This window comes from Microbulbifer mixtoriginis (SeqCode), from assembly GCF_052466715.1.
The window spans coordinates 3,489,540-3,508,040 of the sequence record NZ_CP174288.1 but is presented as its reverse complement, the minus strand read 5'-3'; the positions used below and the strand labels follow the sequence as shown (position 1 = coordinate 3,508,040).

Annotated in this window: 19 protein-coding genes; 10 read left to right on the top strand and 9 right to left on the bottom strand. The window is 54.1% G+C overall.

Features of this window, described 5'->3' with window-relative positions; translation table 11 throughout:
• Window positions 1–38 precede the first annotated feature (38 nt).
• From ACJJH9_RS15510 to dksA, 4 genes are all read right to left on the bottom strand, one after another.
• Window positions 39–2,999, bottom strand: a complete 2,961-nt coding sequence (locus tag ACJJH9_RS15510; protein ID WP_444903052.1) for an ATP-binding protein — start codon at window positions 2,997–2,999, stop codon at window positions 39–41.
• Complete coding sequence (locus tag ACJJH9_RS15505; RefSeq protein WP_252083161.1) at window positions 2,989–3,165, bottom strand: hypothetical protein; 177 nt, start codon at window positions 3,163–3,165, stop codon at window positions 2,989–2,991. The genes ACJJH9_RS15510 and ACJJH9_RS15505 overlap by 11 nt, the downstream gene beginning before the upstream one ends.
• A gap of 86 nt (window positions 3,166–3,251) precedes the next feature.
• The gene (gluQRS, locus tag ACJJH9_RS15500; protein WP_444923303.1) at window positions 3,252–4,124 is read right to left on the bottom strand and encodes a tRNA glutamyl-Q(34) synthetase GluQRS; all 873 of its coding nucleotides are present in this window, start codon (window positions 4,122–4,124) and stop codon (window positions 3,252–3,254) included.
• A 77-nt stretch (window positions 4,125–4,201) separates the two neighbouring features.
• A complete protein-coding gene (dksA, locus tag ACJJH9_RS15495; RefSeq protein WP_152454721.1) occupies window positions 4,202–4,639 on the bottom strand; it encodes an RNA polymerase-binding protein DksA in 438 nt (145 codons plus the stop codon).
• Between the two features lie 254 nt (window positions 4,640–4,893).
• Here dksA and sfsA point away from each other — a divergent pair, with 254 nt between their 5' ends.
• Window positions 4,894–5,592 (top strand): DNA/RNA nuclease SfsA, encoded by a 699-nt coding sequence (sfsA, locus tag ACJJH9_RS15490; protein WP_444923302.1) that lies wholly within the window; start codon window positions 4,894–4,896, stop codon window positions 5,590–5,592.
• A 49-nt stretch (window positions 5,593–5,641) separates the two neighbouring features.
• Here sfsA and ACJJH9_RS15485 read toward each other — a convergent pair whose 3' ends face one another.
• The 4 genes from ACJJH9_RS15485 to ACJJH9_RS15470 all read right to left on the bottom strand — a co-directional run bounded on the left by ACJJH9_RS15485 (window position 5,642) and on the right by ACJJH9_RS15470 (window position 8,638).
• Window positions 5,642–5,986, bottom strand: a complete 345-nt coding sequence (locus tag ACJJH9_RS15485; protein WP_252083158.1) for a Rieske (2Fe-2S) protein — start codon at window positions 5,984–5,986, stop codon at window positions 5,642–5,644.
• A gap of 97 nt (window positions 5,987–6,083) precedes the next feature.
• Window positions 6,084–7,139, bottom strand: a complete 1,056-nt coding sequence (locus tag ACJJH9_RS15480) for a S1C family serine protease (RefSeq protein ID WP_252083157.1) — start codon at window positions 7,137–7,139, stop codon at window positions 6,084–6,086.
• Window positions 7,140–7,263: 124 nt separating this feature from the next.
• Window positions 7,264–8,148 carry a protease HtpX gene (htpX, locus tag ACJJH9_RS15475; protein WP_252083156.1) on the bottom strand — a complete coding sequence of 295 codons (885 nt, stop codon included), beginning with the start codon at window positions 8,146–8,148 and terminating at the stop codon, window positions 7,264–7,266.
• A 205-nt stretch (window positions 8,149–8,353) separates the two neighbouring features.
• The gene (locus tag ACJJH9_RS15470; RefSeq protein ID WP_252083155.1) at window positions 8,354–8,638 is read right to left on the bottom strand and encodes a TfoX/Sxy family protein; all 285 of its coding nucleotides are present in this window, start codon (window positions 8,636–8,638) and stop codon (window positions 8,354–8,356) included.
• 243 nt (window positions 8,639–8,881) lie between these two features.
• Between ACJJH9_RS15470 and ACJJH9_RS15465 the strand changes: the two genes are divergently transcribed.
• The 3 genes from ACJJH9_RS15465 to ACJJH9_RS15455 all read left to right on the top strand — a co-directional run bounded on the left by ACJJH9_RS15465 (window position 8,882) and on the right by ACJJH9_RS15455 (window position 11,105).
• On the top strand, window positions 8,882–9,598 hold the full coding sequence (locus ACJJH9_RS15465; RefSeq protein WP_444903049.1) for a M15 family metallopeptidase: 717 nt from the start codon (window positions 8,882–8,884) through the stop codon (window positions 9,596–9,598).
• A gap of 142 nt (window positions 9,599–9,740) precedes the next feature.
• Window positions 9,741–10,565 (top strand): serine O-acetyltransferase, encoded by an 825-nt coding sequence (cysE, locus tag ACJJH9_RS15460; protein ID WP_444923301.1) that lies wholly within the window; start codon window positions 9,741–9,743, stop codon window positions 10,563–10,565.
• A gap of 51 nt (window positions 10,566–10,616) precedes the next feature.
• Window positions 10,617–11,105 (top strand): hypothetical protein, encoded by a 489-nt coding sequence (locus ACJJH9_RS15455; RefSeq protein ID WP_252083152.1) that lies wholly within the window; start codon window positions 10,617–10,619, stop codon window positions 11,103–11,105.
• A 121-nt stretch (window positions 11,106–11,226) separates the two neighbouring features.
• On the opposite strand, the gene ppa is transcribed toward ACJJH9_RS15455, so the two are convergent.
• Window positions 11,227–11,763 carry an inorganic diphosphatase gene (gene ppa / locus ACJJH9_RS15450; RefSeq protein WP_020412430.1) on the bottom strand — a complete coding sequence of 179 codons (537 nt, stop codon included), beginning with the start codon at window positions 11,761–11,763 and terminating at the stop codon, window positions 11,227–11,229.
• Between the two features lie 162 nt (window positions 11,764–11,925).
• On the opposite strand from ppa, the gene ACJJH9_RS15445 reads away from it, so the two are divergent.
• The 6 genes from ACJJH9_RS15445 (at window position 11,926) to ACJJH9_RS15420 (ending at window position 18,485) form a co-directional block, all read left to right on the top strand.
• Window positions 11,926–13,299 carry a glutamine synthetase family protein gene (locus ACJJH9_RS15445; RefSeq protein ID WP_444923300.1) on the top strand — a complete coding sequence of 458 codons (1,374 nt, stop codon included), beginning with the start codon at window positions 11,926–11,928 and terminating at the stop codon, window positions 13,297–13,299.
• An 81-nt stretch (window positions 13,300–13,380) separates the two neighbouring features.
• A complete protein-coding gene (locus tag ACJJH9_RS15440) occupies window positions 13,381–14,769 on the top strand; it encodes an aldehyde dehydrogenase family protein (RefSeq protein WP_444923299.1) in 1,389 nt (462 codons plus the stop codon).
• Window positions 14,770–14,793: 24 nt separating this feature from the next.
• Window positions 14,794–15,255, top strand: coding sequence for a hypothetical protein (locus ACJJH9_RS15435; protein ID WP_444923298.1), 462 nt, complete (start codon window positions 14,794–14,796; stop codon window positions 15,253–15,255).
• Window positions 15,256–15,488: 233 nt separating this feature from the next.
• Entirely contained in the window at window positions 15,489–16,673 is a 1,185-nt protein-coding gene (locus ACJJH9_RS15430; protein WP_444923297.1) for an iron-containing alcohol dehydrogenase, read from the top strand.
• A gap of 63 nt (window positions 16,674–16,736) precedes the next feature.
• On the top strand, window positions 16,737–17,333 hold the full coding sequence (msrA, locus tag ACJJH9_RS15425) for a peptide-methionine (S)-S-oxide reductase MsrA (protein ID WP_444887072.1): 597 nt from the start codon (window positions 16,737–16,739) through the stop codon (window positions 17,331–17,333).
• Between the two features lie 132 nt (window positions 17,334–17,465).
• Window positions 17,466–18,485: an alpha/beta fold hydrolase gene (locus tag ACJJH9_RS15420; RefSeq protein ID WP_444923296.1), complete on the top strand. Its 1,020-nt coding sequence runs from the start codon at window positions 17,466–17,468 to the stop codon at window positions 18,483–18,485.
• Window positions 18,486–18,501 lie beyond the last annotated feature (16 nt).

Here is an 18,501-nt window from a genome sequence, read left to right as displayed (position 1 = left end):
TTTTTGCCCAGTTCCTGGCCGGTTTGCCGGCTGGAGTCTTAGCCTGCCAAGGGCAGCTGTACAGTAAATCTGGCGCCGCGGCCGGTCTCCGGATTGGCCGGGCTCTCCAGCTCTAGCTGCCCTCCGTGCTCCTCAACAATGCTGTACACCATGGCCAAGCCCAGGCCTGTACCTTCTCCGGGTTCCTTGGTCGTGAAGAAGGGTTCCAGAATACGCTCGCGGTGTTGGGCAGAGATACCGGGGCCGTCGTCGGTGACTGACACACAGGCACAACCCTTGGCTTCTCGACCTTCAATGCGGATGAGACCGCCATCCGGGCTGGCGTCGCGTGCGTTGCTGAGCAGGTTGATAAATACCTGGATCAGACGCTGGTTATCCCCAGGGGCGATCAGATCTGCTGGGACTGCATTTTCGAAGCGCACCTCGGTTTTATCCCGTTGCAGGGATAGCAGGTGCACCGCTTCCTGCACACAGGCGTAGAGGTCTACCGGAGCCCGCTCGCTCTCTTGGCTGCCACTGTGAGAGAAATTCACCAGCGAGTGTACGATGCGGCTGATGCGCTGGGTCTGGCTGAGGATCTGGTCGGCGGTTTCCAGCACTTCCGGGTTGTCGCAATCGAACTGGAGGTTCTGTGCCAGGCAGGCGATGCCGGTCACTGGGTTGCCCACCTCATGGGCGACACCGGCGGCGAGGCGTCCCACCGAGGCCAGGCGCTCGCTGTGAATCAGCTCCTGCTCCAGAGTCTGGGTCTCGGTGATGTCCTCGAGCAGTAGCATCTGCCCATCGCCACGCTGGTTGCGGGCCCGCCCGCTGCGGCTGCGTTTCTGCCGGGTTTTGTGCAGGTTGAGCCAGTGGCTGTTGCCGCCGAGACTGACTTGCTGCTTGAAGCGGCTGGCATCGCTGGATTCGGCAAACTCCGCTAGCAGACTCCGCCAGGGCTCTGCCAGATATTCCAGCTTGGAGCCAATTACCTCAACGGCGGCAATCCCGGTGAGATCCTGCATGGCGTAATTCCACAACAGTATCTCGCCGTCGCGCCCCAGTGAGCAGGCGGCCATGGGCAGCTCTTCCAGCATTTGCCGGTGGTAAAGCCGCAAATTGTTCAGCTCTGCGGCCAGCCCGGTCAGCTGGTGCTTGTAACGCCCCAGGCGTGTCTCGATCAGGTGGATATCCTTGTTGGCCGGCTGATCGCTGTTCTGAAAGGGAAAGTGGCGATCGATAATCTGGCCGGCCAGTACCCGTCCGAGCAGCCCGGACAGGTTGGATTCAATGCGATTGCGCAGCTGGCGCAGGGCATAGGGGCGGCGCTCGTTATCGGGCAGGTTGAGTTGATTGAGAGCGCGCTTCACCTCGGTGTTGGCGGTGGCCGCCCCCAGGCTCTCTGCCAGGCGCAGGCGAAAGTCCGCTGCGGACTGCACATCGAGTCCCAGGCGTAGCGCTTGGGCGATGGTGTCGTCACTGCATAGGTCGGCGGCGTATTGCTCCAGGCTGCTCGTTGAAGTGAACAGCGAGAGGCTGACGAATAGAAGTATGTTGACACCGAGAGACAGGGTAGTGACCTGGGTCCAGATGGACATGCCCAGGGGTATCTGCAGAGAAGTACCCGGTAGGGTGATACCGGTTAGTTCGAATACCGATGGCAGCAACAGGCCGCAACCCCAGATCAACATCCCCGCCAGAAGTCCACCAATCAGGCCGCGTCGATTGCCTCGCGGCCAGTGAATAACAGCGAAGATACCCGGTAGGAACTGCAGGGAACCGATAAAGGCCAGCAGGGCTAAATCTGACAGGGTTAGGCGATTGTCCAGCAGCAGGTAAAAAGCAAAACCCGCAATAAACAATGCAGCGATTAAAGCGCGGCGCAGCCACACCAACTGGCGGTACATATTGTCTTCGGAGTCCCAACGGGTGCCCGGTAGCAGCCAGTGATTCATGACCATGGTAGATAATGCCAGGGTGATCATAATCAGTGCGCCGGTTGCGGCGGAGAGCCCGCCGATAAAGGCCAGCGTTGTGAGCAGGGCTGAGCCACTGGCACGCGGTACCGCCAGCGAGAAGTACTGTACCGGTTCAGCCACATCCAGGGCGAAGCCCGCCCACATAATCGGAAAGATCGGCAGCGCCATTAGCAACAGGAAAAGCGGAAAACCCCAGCTGGCGGTGCGCAGGGCCTGGCCGGTGGGGCGCTCGGCGATGCTGAGGTAAAAGATATGTGGCATGGCCACGGCGGTAGCGATAAAGACTAACAGCAGTGTATGCGAGGAGCCCTGTTCAATGGGGGTGTAGAGCAGCTGCTGCATATCATTGTTTTCCAGCAGCCACTGGTCGAGCCCCGAGAAACCGCCGAACACACCGTAAACGGCATAACCACCGACCGCGGTCAGTGCCACCAGTTTAACCAGGGATTCCAGCGCCATGGCACTGGCGAGGCCCTCACCGCGCTCGCGGGTGGCGCCATACATACTGGTGAAAACTGCCAACAGCACACAGTAGAAAAAGGCGATCAGGTTTTTACTGGAAACACCACTGTCGGGTAGGCCGAGGGCAGCAACGCTGTCTCGTGACAGCAGTGCCAAGGTTTCCGATACCGCCTGGATCTGTAGGGCGACCAGTGGTAGCAGCGCCAATAGCATAAACAGGGTGGCCAGGGTGCCCACCTGGCGGCTGTGGTAACGGAAAACCAGTAGATCTGCGGGGGAGTAGAGCTGGTAGCGTTGGGCCAGGCGCGCCAAGGGCTCCAGTGCCACTGGCGCAAATAAGAACATGGCACCGGTGCCCAGGTAGTAGGCAAGCACCCCGTAGCCGTATTGCCAGGCGAGGTCGACAATGCCATAGAACGTCCAGGCGGATAGAGAGACCCCCAGCGAGAGTACGTACACCAGTGGATGGCGCACCCAGCGTGCGGGCAGCCAGCCCTTGGAAGTGGCGAAAGCGACAAAGAACAAGGTAGCGATGTAGGCAACCCCGATCAGGGCAATATGGGCGATCTCAAAGCTCATTCGAGTTGCGCCTCCACTGGATAAAAATCGCCAGCAGGATCAAAACGAACCAGAGGATAAAGGGCCGGTACCAGGCGCCAACGGGGTTGATCATCCAGGTAAATATGGTGGGGGAGAACACATAGCCCACCAGCACGAGCAGGATTAGCAGGGTGCGGTTGCTCATAGGTTGTTATGTAAATCCGCGTGGAGGGTGAAAAGTTAAATGGCGAGCCTGTCGGCTGGCGCAAAAATGTTAATTGCCTCCAACGATCAGTGCAATTGTCGGTCGCGTTTATCGATCTGATGACGCTGCCAGCGTGCAGCAGCCCACTTGAGAATATGTTCTGGCGCCTCGCCCTCCAGCCCATCCGCGACATGAAAGCCGAGAAAATCCAGTGCGGAGCAGAGATTGCTGGCGGCTCGGTTGTCGTCGATAGCCGGTGCGTGGTTTTGTTTGCTGAGTTTTTGCGCCCCCCCCGGTCCCATGACCAGCGGCAGGTGGCCGAAGATCGGTGCTCTGTTATCGAGCAGGTGAAACAGGCGAATTTGTGCAGCGGTGGTGTCGAGCAGGTCCGTTCCGCGCACGATATGAGTAATGCCCTGGGCAATATCATCGACCACTACCGCCAGCTGATAGGCGTAGAGGCCATCGCGGCGCTTGAGAATGGTGTCTTCACGCACTGGCTGGGATTGGGGCCCGCGCCAGATATCTTCGAAGTGCTCCTCACCTCCGGCACAGGACAGGCGCAGGGCGCAGGCACCTGTGCCCCCGTCTTTTATCCGGCAGGCTTGATTGTCGTGCCCACCATTTTGACGGATCTGGCTGCGTGAGCAATGACATGGATATAGGAGTCCGCGTTGGCGTAACTGTGACAGAACTGCCTCGTACTGGGCGTGGCGCTTACTTTGCCACACCACGGGGCCGTGCCAGTGCAGCCCATGGGATTCCAAGGATTTCAGTATTCGAGTGGCTGCGCCGGGCTCCTCGCGCGGGGGGTCGAGATCTTCCATACGCACGAGCCAGTGCCCACCATGCGCAAGGGCGTCCAGATAGCTGCCGAGTGCGCACACTAGCGAGCCGAAATGCAGAGGACCGCTCGGCGAAGGCGCGAAGCGACCGAAATAGGGCGTTTTACTATTCAAAGTGATAGGGGCGGTCCCGTCGACCGCCCTGTCGAGCTGGGCGATCAAGGGTGATCGCCGCAATACGATGGGAAAAATCAGCCGGAAAGCTGTTTTTCTTTGATTTCCGCCAGGGTTTTGCAGTCCACACACAGGGTTGCGGTGGGGCGCGCTTCAAGACGGCGGATACCAATATCGACCCCACAAGCTTCACAGAAACCGTAATCATCCTGGTCGATCAGTTCCAGGGTGGCGTCGATTTTCTTAATCAGCTTGCGCTCGCGATCGCGGGTGCGAAGTTCAAGGCTGAACTCCTCTTCCTGGCTCGCACGATCAGCGGGATCGGGAAAGTTTGCAGCCTCGTCTTTCATGTGGGAAACGGTGCGGTCCACTTCCGCCATCAGTTCGGCCTTCCAGGCCAACAGCAAGTTGCGGAAATGCTCCTGCTGCTTCTCATTCATGTACTCTTCGCCCTTAGTCTCCTTGTAGGGCTCAAAGCCGTGCAGAGAATCGGTGCTCGCAGCAGTTTTGGGCATAGTCGTTGCCTCTCTTTCTTTACGGGCCCCCGATAATGGGGGCGATACCACCAAATTCAATCTAGCCTAGACCGGAATCTTTTTGGGTGATGCTTTTTTCACCTATCAAATCAGTTGCGGTGGCAGGCTAATCCTTGCCCCGATTGCCGGTACCCCGGCGACCGAGAGCGAGGAAGCTATCAAATCTGCGCGATTCGCGCCACAAATAGTTGTCTGCTATTTTGTGGCGCTGAAATGTACAAGAGTGCCAGCCAGTGAAGTTTTCCCCTGAGTTACAAAAGGCCACCCTGTTGCGTCGCTACAAACGTTTCCTCGCTGATGTGGAGACGGCTGATGGCGAGAAATTTACCATCCACTGCCCAAATACCGGTTCTATGAAAAATTGCTGGATCGAAGGCGGCGCCTGCTGGTATTCGGACTCGGGCAATCCCAAGCGCAAGTACCGTCACACGCTGGAAATTTGTACAACACCGGATGGATCTCTGGCCGGCGTTAATACTGGGCGCGCGAATGCCCTGGTGGAAGAGGCAATAAATTCCGGTGTGATCAGTGAGTTGCAAGGGTATGAATCCCTGCGTCGGGAAGTGCGTTATGGCGAAGAAAACAGCCGCATCGATTTTCTGTTGTCTGGCGATGCTGGCGACTGCTATGTGGAGGTTAAGAATGTCACCCTGGCGGATGGTGCGCGGGGTTATTTTCCCGATGCGGTGAGTGCTCGCGGTGCTAAGCACCTGCGTGAGTTACAGAAATTGGCTGAGAGTGGTGTGCGTGCAGTGCTTTTTTACTGTGTACAGCACAGTGGCATAGATAGCGTAGAGGCAGCGCGAGAAATTGACCCGGCTTATGCTAAAGCTCTCGACAGTGCTGTCTCAGCCGGTGTGCAGGTGCTCGCTTACCGGGCGCGGATGAGCGCCGATGAAATCGTTTTAGGCGAAGCTCTGCCGTTTCGCTGAGGGAATTTAGAGTAACTGGCCGGGTGGGGGCCACCCAGCCAGTAATATCTTATTCAGGCAGCAGGGCGTAGAGGCCGTCTTGGGCGTATTCAACGGGTATGGGAGTAAGTGAATCGCCGGTGCAGGGCCCGGCAATACACTCGCCGGTTTCAATGGTGAACAGCGCCCCATGGGAGGCGCATTGGATCAGTGCACCATCGGGATCGAGGAACTGGTCTTCCTGCCAGTCGAGATTGATGCCGCGATGGGGGCAGGTGTTTTTATAGGCGAAAACCTCGCCCCCTTTCATTACCGCAAACACATTGTCGGTGCCGGCGGCAGTGTCACCGAGGGAGAAGCCCTTGGATTGCCCTTCCGCTAATTCCTCGTAACGGCACAGGAAGTATTTCTGCATAACTGGTCGGCCTTAGGCGCAATTATTTATTCGTTATTGCGGCGCCTTCTCTCCAAATAGGTTGATTTGGGGAAGCTGCGCCAGATTCTGCCCCGATTTATTGGGGCGCCGCGAGTGTAATCGAGGTGTAGCGGATTGTCCCGTTGCGCATTATCCCCAAGGTGATCTGGTCGCCGGCGCGGTACTTCTCCAGTGCGTTGAGCAGGTCGTCGTAGCTGCGGACGGGTTGCTGCTCGACTTCCACGATAACGTCTCCGAGCTGCCAGCCCCCTTGGCGTGTGCGATAAATGCCTTGCAACCCGGCTTTTTCCGCCGGCATACCAGGGGCTGTGCGCAGCACCGCCACACCTTCAAAACCGTAGCGGCTGCTCCACTGATCCGGTGCGGATTCAATGCCGAGAATCGGTCGCACCAGGCGGCCGTAGTTAATCAGTTGCGGCACTATTTTCTTTACAGTATCCACAGGAATAGCAAAACCGATGCCCACACTGGCACCGCTGGGGCTATAGATGGCGGTATTTACCCCGATCAGACGGCCGAGGGAATCGAGCAGAGGACCGCCAGAGTTGCCGGGATTAATGGCGGCATCAGTTTGAATCACATTGCGAATGGTGCGGTTGTTGGCGGCCTCGATTTCACGCCCCAACGCGCTGACCACTCCGGTGGTTAGGGTGGTATCGAGGCCAAAGGGGTTGCCGATGGCGAGTACTTTTCGGCCCACAGAGAGTTCACTGGAAGTACCGGCAACCAGTGGTTTAAGTAATTTTTTCGGAGCCTCGATTTTCAACACCGCCAGATCTTTTTCTGGAGCGGAACCCACTACAGTGGCGGGCCACTCACTGCGGTCCTGCAGGGTGATTGTGACTTTACGCGCGCCCTCGATGACATGGAAATTGGTCACAACGTGACCCTGTTCATCCCAGATAAATCCACTGCCGGCGCCTTTGGGTACTGCGTGCAGGCGCAGGGTTCTGCGGTCGCGAACCAGGGTTTCATTGGTGACATACACCACAGAGGGGCTGGCAAAATTAAACACCTGCATGGTGTTGCGTTCGTCATCTGTAGCGAACTCCTGTACCTCTGCGTACAGGGGAGCACTGAGAATGAATAAAAGGATCGACAGAATAGTGGGCAGAGTTTTAAGCGGTGTCATGGTCGCTGTCTTCGCTTTAGCACTTTAATGAAAAGTTTACTTTGCTCGTTGTGAGGGAGTGAAGATGGGGGCGCGGCAAAGAATTAAAACCTGCCCCTAAAACGTGCCAACAGCAATCAGGGTATTACTTACGGAAGTTTTGCAGGGCCAGGATACGATCATCCAAGGGCGGATGGGTGGCTAATAGTGCGCCCATATTGCCGAAAATACCGAAGGCTTTCATATTGCCTGGCAGCGGTTCCTCGTGACCCCGTTCAGATTCCACTTTGAGCCGTTGCAGTGCGGCGATCATTGAATTGGGACTGGCGAGGGTGGCACCGGCGTGGTCTGCGCGGTACTCCCGGCGGCGGCTGAACCAAGCAATGATAAACATGGCGAGGAAGCCAAAAATAATATCCATCACGATAGAGGTAACGTAGTAGCCGATGCCAAGGCCCTGCTCATTGCGCAGTATCACCCGGTCGACAAAGAAACCGACCAGCCGTGCGAAGAACATCACAAAGGTATTCACCACTCCCTGAATCAACGCCAGAGTTACCATATCGCCGTTGGCCACGTGACCGATCTCATGGCCGATCACCGCGCGGGCCTCTTCCCGGCTAAAGCGTTGCAATAGCCCGGCACTCACAGAGACCAGAGCGTTGTTGCGATTCCAGCCGGTGGCAAAGGCATTGGCCTGGGGCATGGGAAAAATCCCCACATCCGGCATACCGATATTGGCCTTGCGCGAAAGCTCCCGTACAGTCTCTACCAGCCATTGCTCATCGGCGCTGCGCGGCTCGGTGATAATCTGGGTGCGGGTACTCATGCGGGCAATGGTCTTGGAGAGAAACAGGGATATAAACGAACCACCAAACCCAAAAAGAGCGCAGAGGAGTAACAGTGCCCCCAGATTCAGGTCGACCCCGTTGGCCTGAAGGATGCCCCCGATACCAAAAATATTGAAGATGATGCCAACCAGAACTAATACCGCAAGGTTGGTCAGCAGGAATAGCCCAATGCGCAACATCGGCTCTCTCCGTCTCTTTGCCCTTAGACAAGTTTAGATAGGTTGTGGTGGTTTGTGTGACAAAAGCTCGAGTTATTGCGTAGCCGTAGCATGGGGTAAGGCATTAGGGGCCAGTGCGAACGTCTCGGTACATCATGCGCAGGCACTCAGATGCGCAAGGGCCCCAGCGTAGCTTTTCCCTTTCTAAAATTGTTGGTGACAGGCTTTAGTTTGAGTTCTGTGTAGCCAGCAGGCGGTCGGCTTCAGTGACCAATTGCTGTTTAAGATCTGGGTCCAGATCGTTCCAGTGCACATCAAGTAGAGCACCTTGCAGTGCATAAAGCATGACGCGGGAGGCGTTGATCCCGCGGTTGCGAATACTGATAAAGGCCTCAACCGGGCCAATACGATGGAGGTCTTCGTAGGTGCGAATACCAATGGAGTGAAGGATGTTAACGGAGGCGAGCCCCAAATTTTTCAGCTTAAGTAGTTCTGATTGACTTGGGTGCATTCAGTTTTCCCTGCAAGGTTTTCCGTCCAGTAGTCACGATCAATCCCCAATCGCGGGGCTGAACTTAACATAAATTAGCAAGCTGCCAACAAAGATAACCGCCGCATGGCCTAAGACAGCGCCTATTACTTTGCCTAGCATTTCCATTGGCCACTTATTCCATGCCGCTCTTTGGTAGAGTAATAGCTGGGGGTTTACTCACTTTAGCCCGCCTTTTGAAAATCGCCTGTCTATAGGAGCCAAATGTTATCCACACCGCTTAAGAGCATGCTCTTCGGGCTAACCGATATGCACGTTATCCTCGATCCACCCTCAGGACAGCTGCTACACCCTGAGGCACTGGTGGCATTTCAGCGCCTGCGGCGCGATGCGCGAGATGTCGGTTTTGACCCCAAGGTGGTCTCAGGTTTTCGCAGCTTTGAGCGCCAGCGCACCATCTGGAATAACAAGGCACAAGGATTGCGTCCAGTGCTGAACACCGATGGCGTAGAGCTTGAAGTCTCTGAGCTGCCACCGCAGGAGTTAGTGCTGGCCATACTGCGTTGGTCGGCACTGCCCGGTGCCTCGCGCCACCATTGGGGTACTGATTTCGATATTATCGATGCCGCCGCTGTAGCCGAGGACTACCAGGTACAGCTCACCCCACAGGAAGTGGCCGATGATGGGGTTTTTGGCGCTTTTCACCAATGGCTGGATCAGCGTATAGCCGCGGGGCAAAGTTACGGCCTGTTTCGTCCCTATGCCGAAGATCTCGGTGGCGTTGCACCGGAGCGCTGGCATTTGAGTTATGCACCGCGAGCCCTGGAGCTACAGCACCTGTTGACACCCGAACGCCTGGAGGCGCAGTTGCGCTCCTGCGACTTGGCGCTGTGTGACACAGTTTGCGAGCAGCTGGAGCAAATCTATACGCGCTTTGTATGGATTCCGGATCACTGTTATCCGACAGATATGCCGCTCTGAGCAAAATTTATGCAAATCTGTACGCTTTATTTTCACCGCCGGATGGCGCTTGAAAGGCCCTGGTATTCCTGCGAAGCTGCGCGGGCCCAATGGCGCAAAGTTGTGTGAGACAAATCAAATACATTAGGAAAGCGTCGGGAAAATGAGTACGACAGGTGAGGAACTGAATATCGACAGCCAAACTGAGCCCAGAGACGTATGGAGTGCTATGCGCGCAGAGGCTGCCGTAGCTGCCAGGGATGAACCAATTCTGGCGAGTTATTTTCACAATACGGTGCTGCGCCACAAGTCGGCGGAGCACGCAATCGCCGACCAGTTAGCCTCAGTCCTGGATCACAATGCGCTCACCTCCACCGCTTTGCAGGAGGTGATCGCTTCGGCCTTGCAGGCAGATACAGGGATATCCAGCAGTATGCTGGCGGATATCTGTGCCTGGTACGATCGCGATCCCGCCTGTGATCAGTACCTCACCCCCTTTCTCTACTTCAAGGGCTTTCATGCACTGCAGTCGCACCGAATTGCCCACTGGCTGTGGAAGCAGGGCCGCACGACGCTCGCGCTGTACTTCCAGAGCCGTGTGTCGGAACAGTTTTCTGTGGACATCCATCCCGCAGCTCAATTTGGCAGCGGCATTATGATTGACCACGCTACGGGCCTGGTCGTGGGAGAGACCTCGGTGGTGGGCGACAACGTCTCTATTTTGCATTCGGTGACTCTGGGCGGCAGCGGCCGAGGTTCTGGGGATCGCCACCCGAAGATTGGTCACGGGGTTATGATCGGTGCCGGCGCCAAGATATTGGGGCCTGTGCGGGTGGGTGAGGATGTGAAGATTGCTGCGGGTAGCCTGGTTCTACAGGACGTCCCCGACCACACCACAGTGGCCGGTGTCCCCGCGCGTCAAGTGGGTGGCCGGATAGAAAAGGCCCCCGCGTTTACCATGGATCAAACCCTGGATTCTGAAGAATAAACTCACTGCAGCAAGTATTATCCAACCAGCATTACACATAGGGATTGAGTGATGACCCAAGCCACCTATAGCCTGATTTTCCGCGGCGACCTGATTGCCGGGTTTACTGCCGGTGATGTGAAGGCCAATTTGGCGCGCTTGTTTAAGAGCAGCCCGCAGGCAGTGGAAAAACTGTTTAGTGGTCGACCGCTGGTGCTGCGCAAGGGGTTGAGTCGCGCCCAGGCGGAGCAATTTCAAGCGACCCTGGCCAAGGTTGGGGCTCAGGTCAATCTGAAAAGCGAGGGTGGCCCTGAAGACGTCCCTCCGGTGCCCGAACCGAGCCAAACACCTCAGCCAGAGGGCCCTCGCGTTCCAAACTGGACGCTCGCGCCAATGGAGGGCAACCTGATTAAGGACCACGAACGCGAGTCGATAGCGGAGGTGCAGGTGCCCACCGAACATATCAGCCTGCGCGCGGCGGAGGGGTTGTTACTGGATGAGAGCGAGCGGGCCGAAACAGTTGCTGCACCAGTCAATATTCCCCAATGGGATCTCAATTAGATCTTCTGCGATTCGCGTTGATTACAGCGCCCAGGCATAAAAAAACCGGCTAGATGCCGGTTTTTTTATGCCTGTCAGCCCGGCCAATACAAAATCGTGCCGGGCTTAAGAGAAGCTGTGATTAGCCTTCTTCTTTCAGGTAGCGCTCGCGAGAGGAAAGCACTTCTTTGCGCGCTTCTTCAGCGTCGGCCCAGCCTTCCACTTTCACCCACTTGCCAGCTTCCAGAGCCTTGTAGTTCTCGAAGTAGTGTTCGATCTGCTTGAGCAGCAGCTCGGGCAGGTCGCCAATTTCCTGAACGTGATCGTACAGCTTGGTCAGTTTGGTGTGAGGTACCGCCAGCAGCTTGGCGTCAACACCGGATTCGTCGGTCATTTTCAGAACGCCGATCACGCGAGAGCGGATCACGGAGCCAACCATTACCGGGTAGGGTGCCACTACCAGTACGTCCAGGGGGTCGCCGTCTTCGGACAGAGTCTGGGGTACATAACCGTAGTTGGCTGGGTAGAACATGGGAGTGGCAACGAAACGATCCACAAATACGGCGTCTGAGTCCTTGTCCACCTCATATTTGATGGGGTCGGAGTTGGCAGGGATCTCGATGATTACGTTGATATCGCTGGGCAGGTCTTTACCTGCGGGGATCTTGTCGAAGCTCATTGCTGGTCCTGAACTGGGTAAAACGAAAAATTTGGAGCGCGGATTATATATGCAGTTCGGCACGGCTGAAAGTCACGCCCTTAAAGGAAATATGGGGCGTCAAGGCTCGGCTGGCGGGTCTATCCTGTAGGACATTGATAACAACAATGGGCAGGGATGGCCATGATCAAAGCGCGGGAGGTAAAAACCGTTCAGGAGGCTCGTGCCATCGTTGAGGGGCGCGGTCTCAGTCATGTGAAAGTGGGCCTGTTTGATTTGGATGGGGTCATGCGCGGCAAATATATGAGCCGTGAAAAATTCTTCTCTGCCCTGGAGCAGGGGTTTTCCTTCTGTGATGTGGTGCTGGGCTGGGATGTCAAAGACCAGCTCTATGACAATACCCGTTATACCGGCTGGCACACGGGCTACCCAGACGCGCCGGTGCGCATCCTGCCGCACAGCTGTCGCGATATTCCCTTTGAAGACAATATGCTGTTATTCCTGGCGGAGTTTGATGAACGGGCTCAGGTCGTGTGTCCGCGTGCGGCTCTGCAGCGGGTGGTAGACCGTTGTCGGGCTATTGGATTTGAGCCCTTCGCGGCTTTGGAATACGAGTTCTTTTTATTTGATGAAACACCCGAGTCGGTACGGGAAAAGGGCTTTCGCAATCTGAAGCCTTTCACGCCGGACTGGTTTGGCTATTCAATACTGCGCAATTCGGTTCATGCCGAACTCTACCGGGAAATCCTCGAAATGGGTGAGTGTATGGACTTTCCTTTGGAGGGGCTTCATACAGAAACCGGCCCAGGGGTTCTCGAAGCGGCAATCGCCGTGGATAGGGTCGAGGCTGCTGGGGATAAAGCCGCACTGTTTAAAACCTTTATGAAAGTGCTGGCCCAGCGTATGGGCCTGATGGCGACTTTTATGTCGCGCTGGTCCAGCGATCTTCCCGGGCAGAGTGGCCATATTCATTTATCGCTGCGCGATTTGAATAACGGCAATGCCGCGTTTTTCGATGGCTCTCAGCCCCAGGGAATCAGTGAGACCATGCGTTACTTTATCGCCGGCCAACAGCGCCTGATGCCAGAATTCCTGGCTCTGTTCGCGCCAACTATCAACAGCTACCGTCGCCTGGTTCCGGGTTTTTGGGCGCCTACCGGTGCGAACTGGGGCGTGGAAAATCGCACCACGGCCTTGCGTGCCATCCCCGGCGGGGAAAAATCACAGCGGGTGGAATACCGCCTGGGCGCTGCAGATGCCAACCCCTATCTGGCGCTGGCCGCCGCCCTGGGCTCCGGCCTTTACGGAATCATGCAGCAGTGGCAGCCCAGTACGCCCATCGAGGGCAATGCCTATGCCCTGACACAAGAGGCACAGCAGGCGTTGCCTACCACTTTATGGGATGCCACCCAGCGTCTAAAAAATTCCGAGACGGCTCATGAATTATTCGGCAGTGAATTTATTGAGCATTTCGCCGCCAGCCGGGAATGGGAGGAGCGCGAGTATCGTCGCCATGTTACTGACTGGGAGCTGGATAGGTATTTTGAAATTATTTAAATGGCCCTTTTAAAAGCCCGCTTTTGTGATTTTTTGGATGGTAAGGAAATCAAAATAAGCCGCGGATAAGGAATATTTAATATGCACCACCTGCGCTGTATTTCCCCTGTCGATAACAGTGTATATCTGGAGCGGGCCCTGGCCGGCGAGGCTGAAATTCGTGTAGCCCTGGATAGGGCGGCAGCTTCACAAAAAGCCTGGCGATTGACCCCTCTGGTGGAGCGTATCGCCATTGTCCATCGTGCAGTGGAGTTTTTTACCGAGCGCAAGCATCGTCTGGCTGAGGAACTCTGTTGGATGATGGGCAGACCTATTCGTTTTGCACCAGGGGAAATAGATGGCTTTGCGGAGCGCGCTACGGCCATGGCAAATCTGGCAGAGGAGGCCCTTGTAGATATCCACTTGCCAATTAAACCGGGATTTTCCCGCTTTATACGCCGTGAACCGCTGGGGGTTTCCCTGGTGATCGCCCCCTGGAACTACCCCTATTTAACCGCAGTAAATGCACTGGTGCCATCCTTGCTGGCTGGCAATGCGGTCATATTAAAACACTCGGCACAAACGCCCTTGTGCGCCGAGCGTATGGTGGAGGCTTTCAGGGAAGCGGGTCTGCCCTACGGAGTATTTCAATATTTGCACCTCAATCATTCCAATACGCAACGTTTAGCCTGTGCCGAAGAAATCCAGCATATTGCTTTTACCGGATCTGTGGATGCCGGGGCCAATATGGAGCGTATCGTTGCCGGCCGATTTATCCAGTTGGGACTGGAGCTGGGTGGTAAGGACCCCGCTTATGTGCGTGAAGATGCGGACCTTGAACTGGCGGTAGAGGCTGTAGTGGATGGTGCTTTTTTTAATTCCGGCCAGTCTTGCTGTGGTATTGAACGTGCCTATGTACAGGAAAATCTATTCGAAGAATTTGTCGAACGCGCCGTGGCACTAGTGGATGATTACCAATTGGGGCGCCCCGATGACCCTCAAACAACCCTGGGTCCGTTAGTCAATGCAGAGGCTGCCGACAAAGTGCGCACTCAAATTGATGAAGCAGTGGCCCAGGGCGCCCAGCCCCACCTGCACAGCAGTAAATTTTCCATGGACAGGCGCGGTACTCAGTATATGGCACCACAATTACTCACTGGTGTGCGGCAAAAAATGCGGGTAATGCGCGATGAATCTTTTGGCCCGGTTTTGGGGGTGCAAAAAGTCCATGACGATGGTGAGGCTCTAGAATTAATGAATAACAGCCCTTTCGGTTTGACGGCAGCTATTTTTTCACAAGATGAAGAAACTGCCCTGGCAATTGGCGATCACTTGCGAGTGGGCACAGTGTTTCTCAATCGCTGTGACTATTTAGACCCGGAATTGGCCTGGAGCGGCGTTAAACAATCTGGCAGGGGGTGTACTTTGTCCAGAGTCGGGTTTGAGCAGCTAACCAGGCCCAAATCATTTCACTTTAAAGTTGGGGGCTAGTAAACCAGTAAAGAGGGAAATGTTGTGAGGTGGATTGCTTGTTGTATTTATGGTGTGTTCTTAACTTATCCCCTAGTGCTAAACGCGGAGTCCTATGTTTATAGAGATATTGCTCTAGAGGTCCCTGATGGTTGGTCGATACGCAGAGAATATAATGACTATGTGGGAATAGAATTTTGCCAGAATGATACAGGCAATGTGATGGGGTTTTTTCTGAGGAAAGGGTTGCTGGTTAATGGAGGAGACCCCAGTGTGTTCTTAAAAATGCACCCATTGGAGCATCCAGTTTCTTCGGTACAGATTGGCAAATATTCAGGTTACTTTGTCACTTTTACAGCGGAAGAAAAGTGTTCGGCAAATTGGTTTTTGGGGGATGGGAGCGATCTACTGATTGCGTCCTATCAAGGTGACTGTCATTCAGTGGACTTTACTCCAGTGATTAAGTTAGTTGAATCTATCGAGCCCTTAGAAGATGTAGTCGATTAATGATGCTTCTACTGGCTTTATAGGTCCAATTACTAAAATGACAATTGCGCTTTTTTCAGCTGTAGTTTGGCCTATGGATAATAACCCCGAGCTTTTACAGGTGGGATATCTAGATAGCGTTGAGGTCATGAATAGAAAATTTGTTTTTAATCTTATTCTATCGGTTAAACGCACAGAGACTGTGAGTAACTAGAAATTTTAAATGGTTAGGCGGTAAAGGCAGAGAGGATAATGTGGATAAATACCGGGTAAACTGGAATTTTCCTACCAATATTTGGGTTGGTCCCGGCCGGATATCAGATCTTGCCAAAGCCTGCTCTGATCTCAATATGCAGCACCCCTTACTGGTAACGGATCCCGGTATTGCAGGCATACCACTGCTTCAACGCGCATTGGTGCCTTGTAAGGAATACGGCCTGGAGGTGGAGATTTTCTCCACAATCAAGGGGAATCCCAACGGTGAGAATATTGACAGTGGTGTCGAGCTGTTACGAGATAAAAATTGCGACGGCGTAATCGCCTTCGGTGGTGGTTCAGCCATAGATGCCGGTAAGGCGATTGCCCTAATGGCCGGGCAGCGTCGTCCCATTTGGGATTTTGAAGATATTGGCGATAACTATAAGCGGGTTGACCTCGACGGCATGCTTCCAGTAATTGCCGTGCCTACAACCGCGGGCACTGGCTCGGAAGTCGGGCGGGTGGCGGTCATAACCGATGAGCAGGCGAAGGTAAAACGCCTGATATTTCACCCCAAACTATTGCCGGATATCGTCATACTGGATGCCGAGCTGACTCTGGATCTTCCCCCCCAGATTACTGCGGCCACTGGCATGGATGCACTCTCGCATAACCTGGAAGCTTATTATTCCCCCATTTACCACCCCATGGCAGAGGGCATCGCACTACAGGGGATGCGTCTGATTAAGAATTATCTGCCCCGTGCTTACATGATTGGCACTGAGTTGAAAGCCCGTCAACAGATGTTGGTAGCCTCCTGTATGGGAGCCACCGCATTTCAGCGTGGCTTGGGAGCTATTCATGCCCTGGCACATCCGCTCGGTGCCCTATATGACAAGCATCACGGTTTACTCAACGCCATATTGATGCCCTATGTGCTTGTAGCCAACCGGCCCGCTATAGAGGTTCCCATGGGGCAGTTGGCCCTCTCACTGCAATTGACCGGCAAAGATAGGTTCGAGAGCGGTTTCGATGCCGTGCTGAATTGGATTCTCGGTCTGCGTCAGCAATTAAATATTCCCCACACCCTGGTTGAAATCGGTATCAAAGCCGAAGACGCCGATAGAATCGCTCATATGGCTGCGGCAGATCCCTCGGCAGCCAGTAATCCTATGTCGTTTAGTACAGTGAAATATCGCGATATTTTCCTGCGTGCTTGCCAGGGTAGTGTCACACTGTAAGAGTTTCCCTCTATGAGTCGACAGAAGAGTAACCATCAATAGAACATTCCATAGGAATTCGTTATGCGCGGTATTTTTACTCTGTTTATTCTTCTGGCAGCCACCCTCGGATATGCCCAGGATTCTCCTGATATACGAACCGCTATTTTTGCTGGAGGCTGTTTCTGGTGTATGGAACCGCCGTATGACAAAGTGAATGGCGTGCTGGAAACCACCTCAGGTTACAGCGGTGGTCATGTAAAGAACCCTTCCTATGATCAGGTCTCTGCTGGTGGCACTGGCCATGCCGAGGTGGTGCAAGTTAAATATGATGCAAACAAAGTGAGTTATTCCGAGTTACTCAATATTTTTTGGCACAACGTGGACCCCTTTGATGCCGGTGGCCAGTTTTGTGACCGGGGCGATCAGTACCGTGCTGAGATCTTTTACGGTAATGAAGAAGAGAAAAAGCTGGCCGAAGAGAGTAAGAAGAAAGTAGAGGCCGAGCTGGGTAAGAAAGTTGTCACCCAGATAAAGCCTGCCGCTACTTTCTATCCGGCAGAGGCTTACCACCAGGATTATTATCAGCGCAATCCCCTACGCTATAAATACTACCGCTTTCGCTGCGGGCGGGATCAGCGGCTTGAGGAAGTTTGGGGAAAAGGTAAGAGCAAGAGCTGAAGAGTTTGGGGTGTTTTTTGATCTCTTAAATAGAGGTGCCCTTAAGCGAATAAGTCTGCTGACTAGGATAATTCAGATGTGGTAAACGGCATGGGGAACACCGAATCTGGCAGGTTGCAAGAAGGGGAGGTAATGAGCACTGCAGCAGGATTCCCCGTTCTTTATCGCTATATGGCTGCAGATAAATCCAAACCTCTAATGGTATTTGTGCCGGGTAACTCTCACTTGGCACGTATCTTTTATGGCTGCCCTGAGGCCAGGGAAGAAGACTTTATCAGTTATTGGGTACATCGTTCAGGTCACCCTTTTCTCGCGATATCCTTCCCCATCGCCAATAAGGCCTTTGATGGATATTATCCCAATTTCACCATCGCAGATTGGGGTAAGCAGGTCGCGGAAGTAATTGACAAGATTGTCTCTGAGAATAGCTTGCAGCAAGAGGTGATCGTCTGTGGCTGGAGTATGGGATGCAAGATTGCAGGAGCTCTTGGGAAGGAGGCGATTGGTAAGAGCTTCTCAATAGTGTTGTTTGTTGCCATGTCGGGAGATCCCGCTGTTCCGGGCTTCTTACCAAAAGCAAATGCTGAAAATATCGCTATGACACCAGAAGGGCTGGCAAACCGGGAGAGCTTATACCCCTGGTTTTTTCAGGCACTGGAAGATCAAAGTACCTATAACGGCCACACTATTCTCCCAAAAGATATTTATCGGCAGAGGATCCTGGGGGCCACCCCTGTGGGATTGATTGGCACGGGCCTGATGTATAAGAATGGCCAATTTGTAGAAGACTTAGAATGGAGCCTTAAGTCCGCGAACACTTTCAATTACGACGATTATCCTTTTCCTGTAGTTATTCATGGTGATTCGATATCTGATGCGGAAAACGTATTACTGAATACCTCTAACTGGGCGTTTATTAGAAATAGAGTGCTTATTAAGAGGGTACTTGGGACTAATGCATTAAAGGGTCTCTCTCCTGCTCAGTGGGAGCGTCTTCAAGAACTGGTTGAATGCTCTGGTAGTCACTTTTCGCAATCCCTTCCCGGGGGGCACTTCTTTTTTTGGGGGGGAATTGGGGCAAAATTAATTTTGAAAAAAATAATACTTCTTACAAAAAATGTCAGGAGCATTCCTGATTTGATAAACTTATAATTGAAATTAAATCTTA

Coding starts and splice junctions, on each gene's coding strand:
- ACJJH9_RS15510 (WP_444903052.1), bottom strand. CDS start 2,999: ATGAGCTTTGAGATCGCCCATATTGCCCTGATCGGGGTTGCCTACATC.
- ACJJH9_RS15505 (WP_252083161.1), bottom strand. CDS start 3,165: ATGAGCAACCGCACCCTGCTAATCCTGCTCGTGCTGGTGGGCTATGTG.
- dksA (WP_152454721.1), bottom strand. CDS start 4,639: ATGCCCAAAACTGCTGCGAGCACCGATTCTCTGCACGGCTTTGAGCCC.
- ACJJH9_RS15485 (WP_252083158.1), bottom strand. CDS start 5,986: ATGCAGAAATACTTCCTGTGCCGTTACGAGGAATTAGCGGAAGGGCAA.
- ACJJH9_RS15480 (WP_252083157.1), bottom strand. CDS start 7,139: ATGACACCGCTTAAAACTCTGCCCACTATTCTGTCGATCCTTTTATTC.
- htpX (WP_252083156.1), bottom strand. CDS start 8,148: ATGTTGCGCATTGGGCTATTCCTGCTGACCAACCTTGCGGTATTAGTT.
- ACJJH9_RS15470 (WP_252083155.1), bottom strand. CDS start 8,638: ATGCACCCAAGTCAATCAGAACTACTTAAGCTGAAAAATTTGGGGCTC.
- ACJJH9_RS15465 (WP_444903049.1), top strand. CDS start 8,882: ATGTTATCCACACCGCTTAAGAGCATGCTCTTCGGGCTAACCGATATG.
- cysE (WP_444923301.1), top strand. CDS start 9,741: ATGAGTACGACAGGTGAGGAACTGAATATCGACAGCCAAACTGAGCCC.
- ACJJH9_RS15455 (WP_252083152.1), top strand. CDS start 10,617: ATGACCCAAGCCACCTATAGCCTGATTTTCCGCGGCGACCTGATTGCC.
- ppa (WP_020412430.1), bottom strand. CDS start 11,763: ATGAGCTTCGACAAGATCCCCGCAGGTAAAGACCTGCCCAGCGATATC.
- ACJJH9_RS15445 (WP_444923300.1), top strand. CDS start 11,926: ATGATCAAAGCGCGGGAGGTAAAAACCGTTCAGGAGGCTCGTGCCATC.
- ACJJH9_RS15440 (WP_444923299.1), top strand. CDS start 13,381: ATGCACCACCTGCGCTGTATTTCCCCTGTCGATAACAGTGTATATCTG.
- msrA (WP_444887072.1), top strand. CDS start 16,737: ATGCGCGGTATTTTTACTCTGTTTATTCTTCTGGCAGCCACCCTCGGA.
- ACJJH9_RS15420 (WP_444923296.1), top strand. CDS start 17,466: ATGAGCACTGCAGCAGGATTCCCCGTTCTTTATCGCTATATGGCTGCA.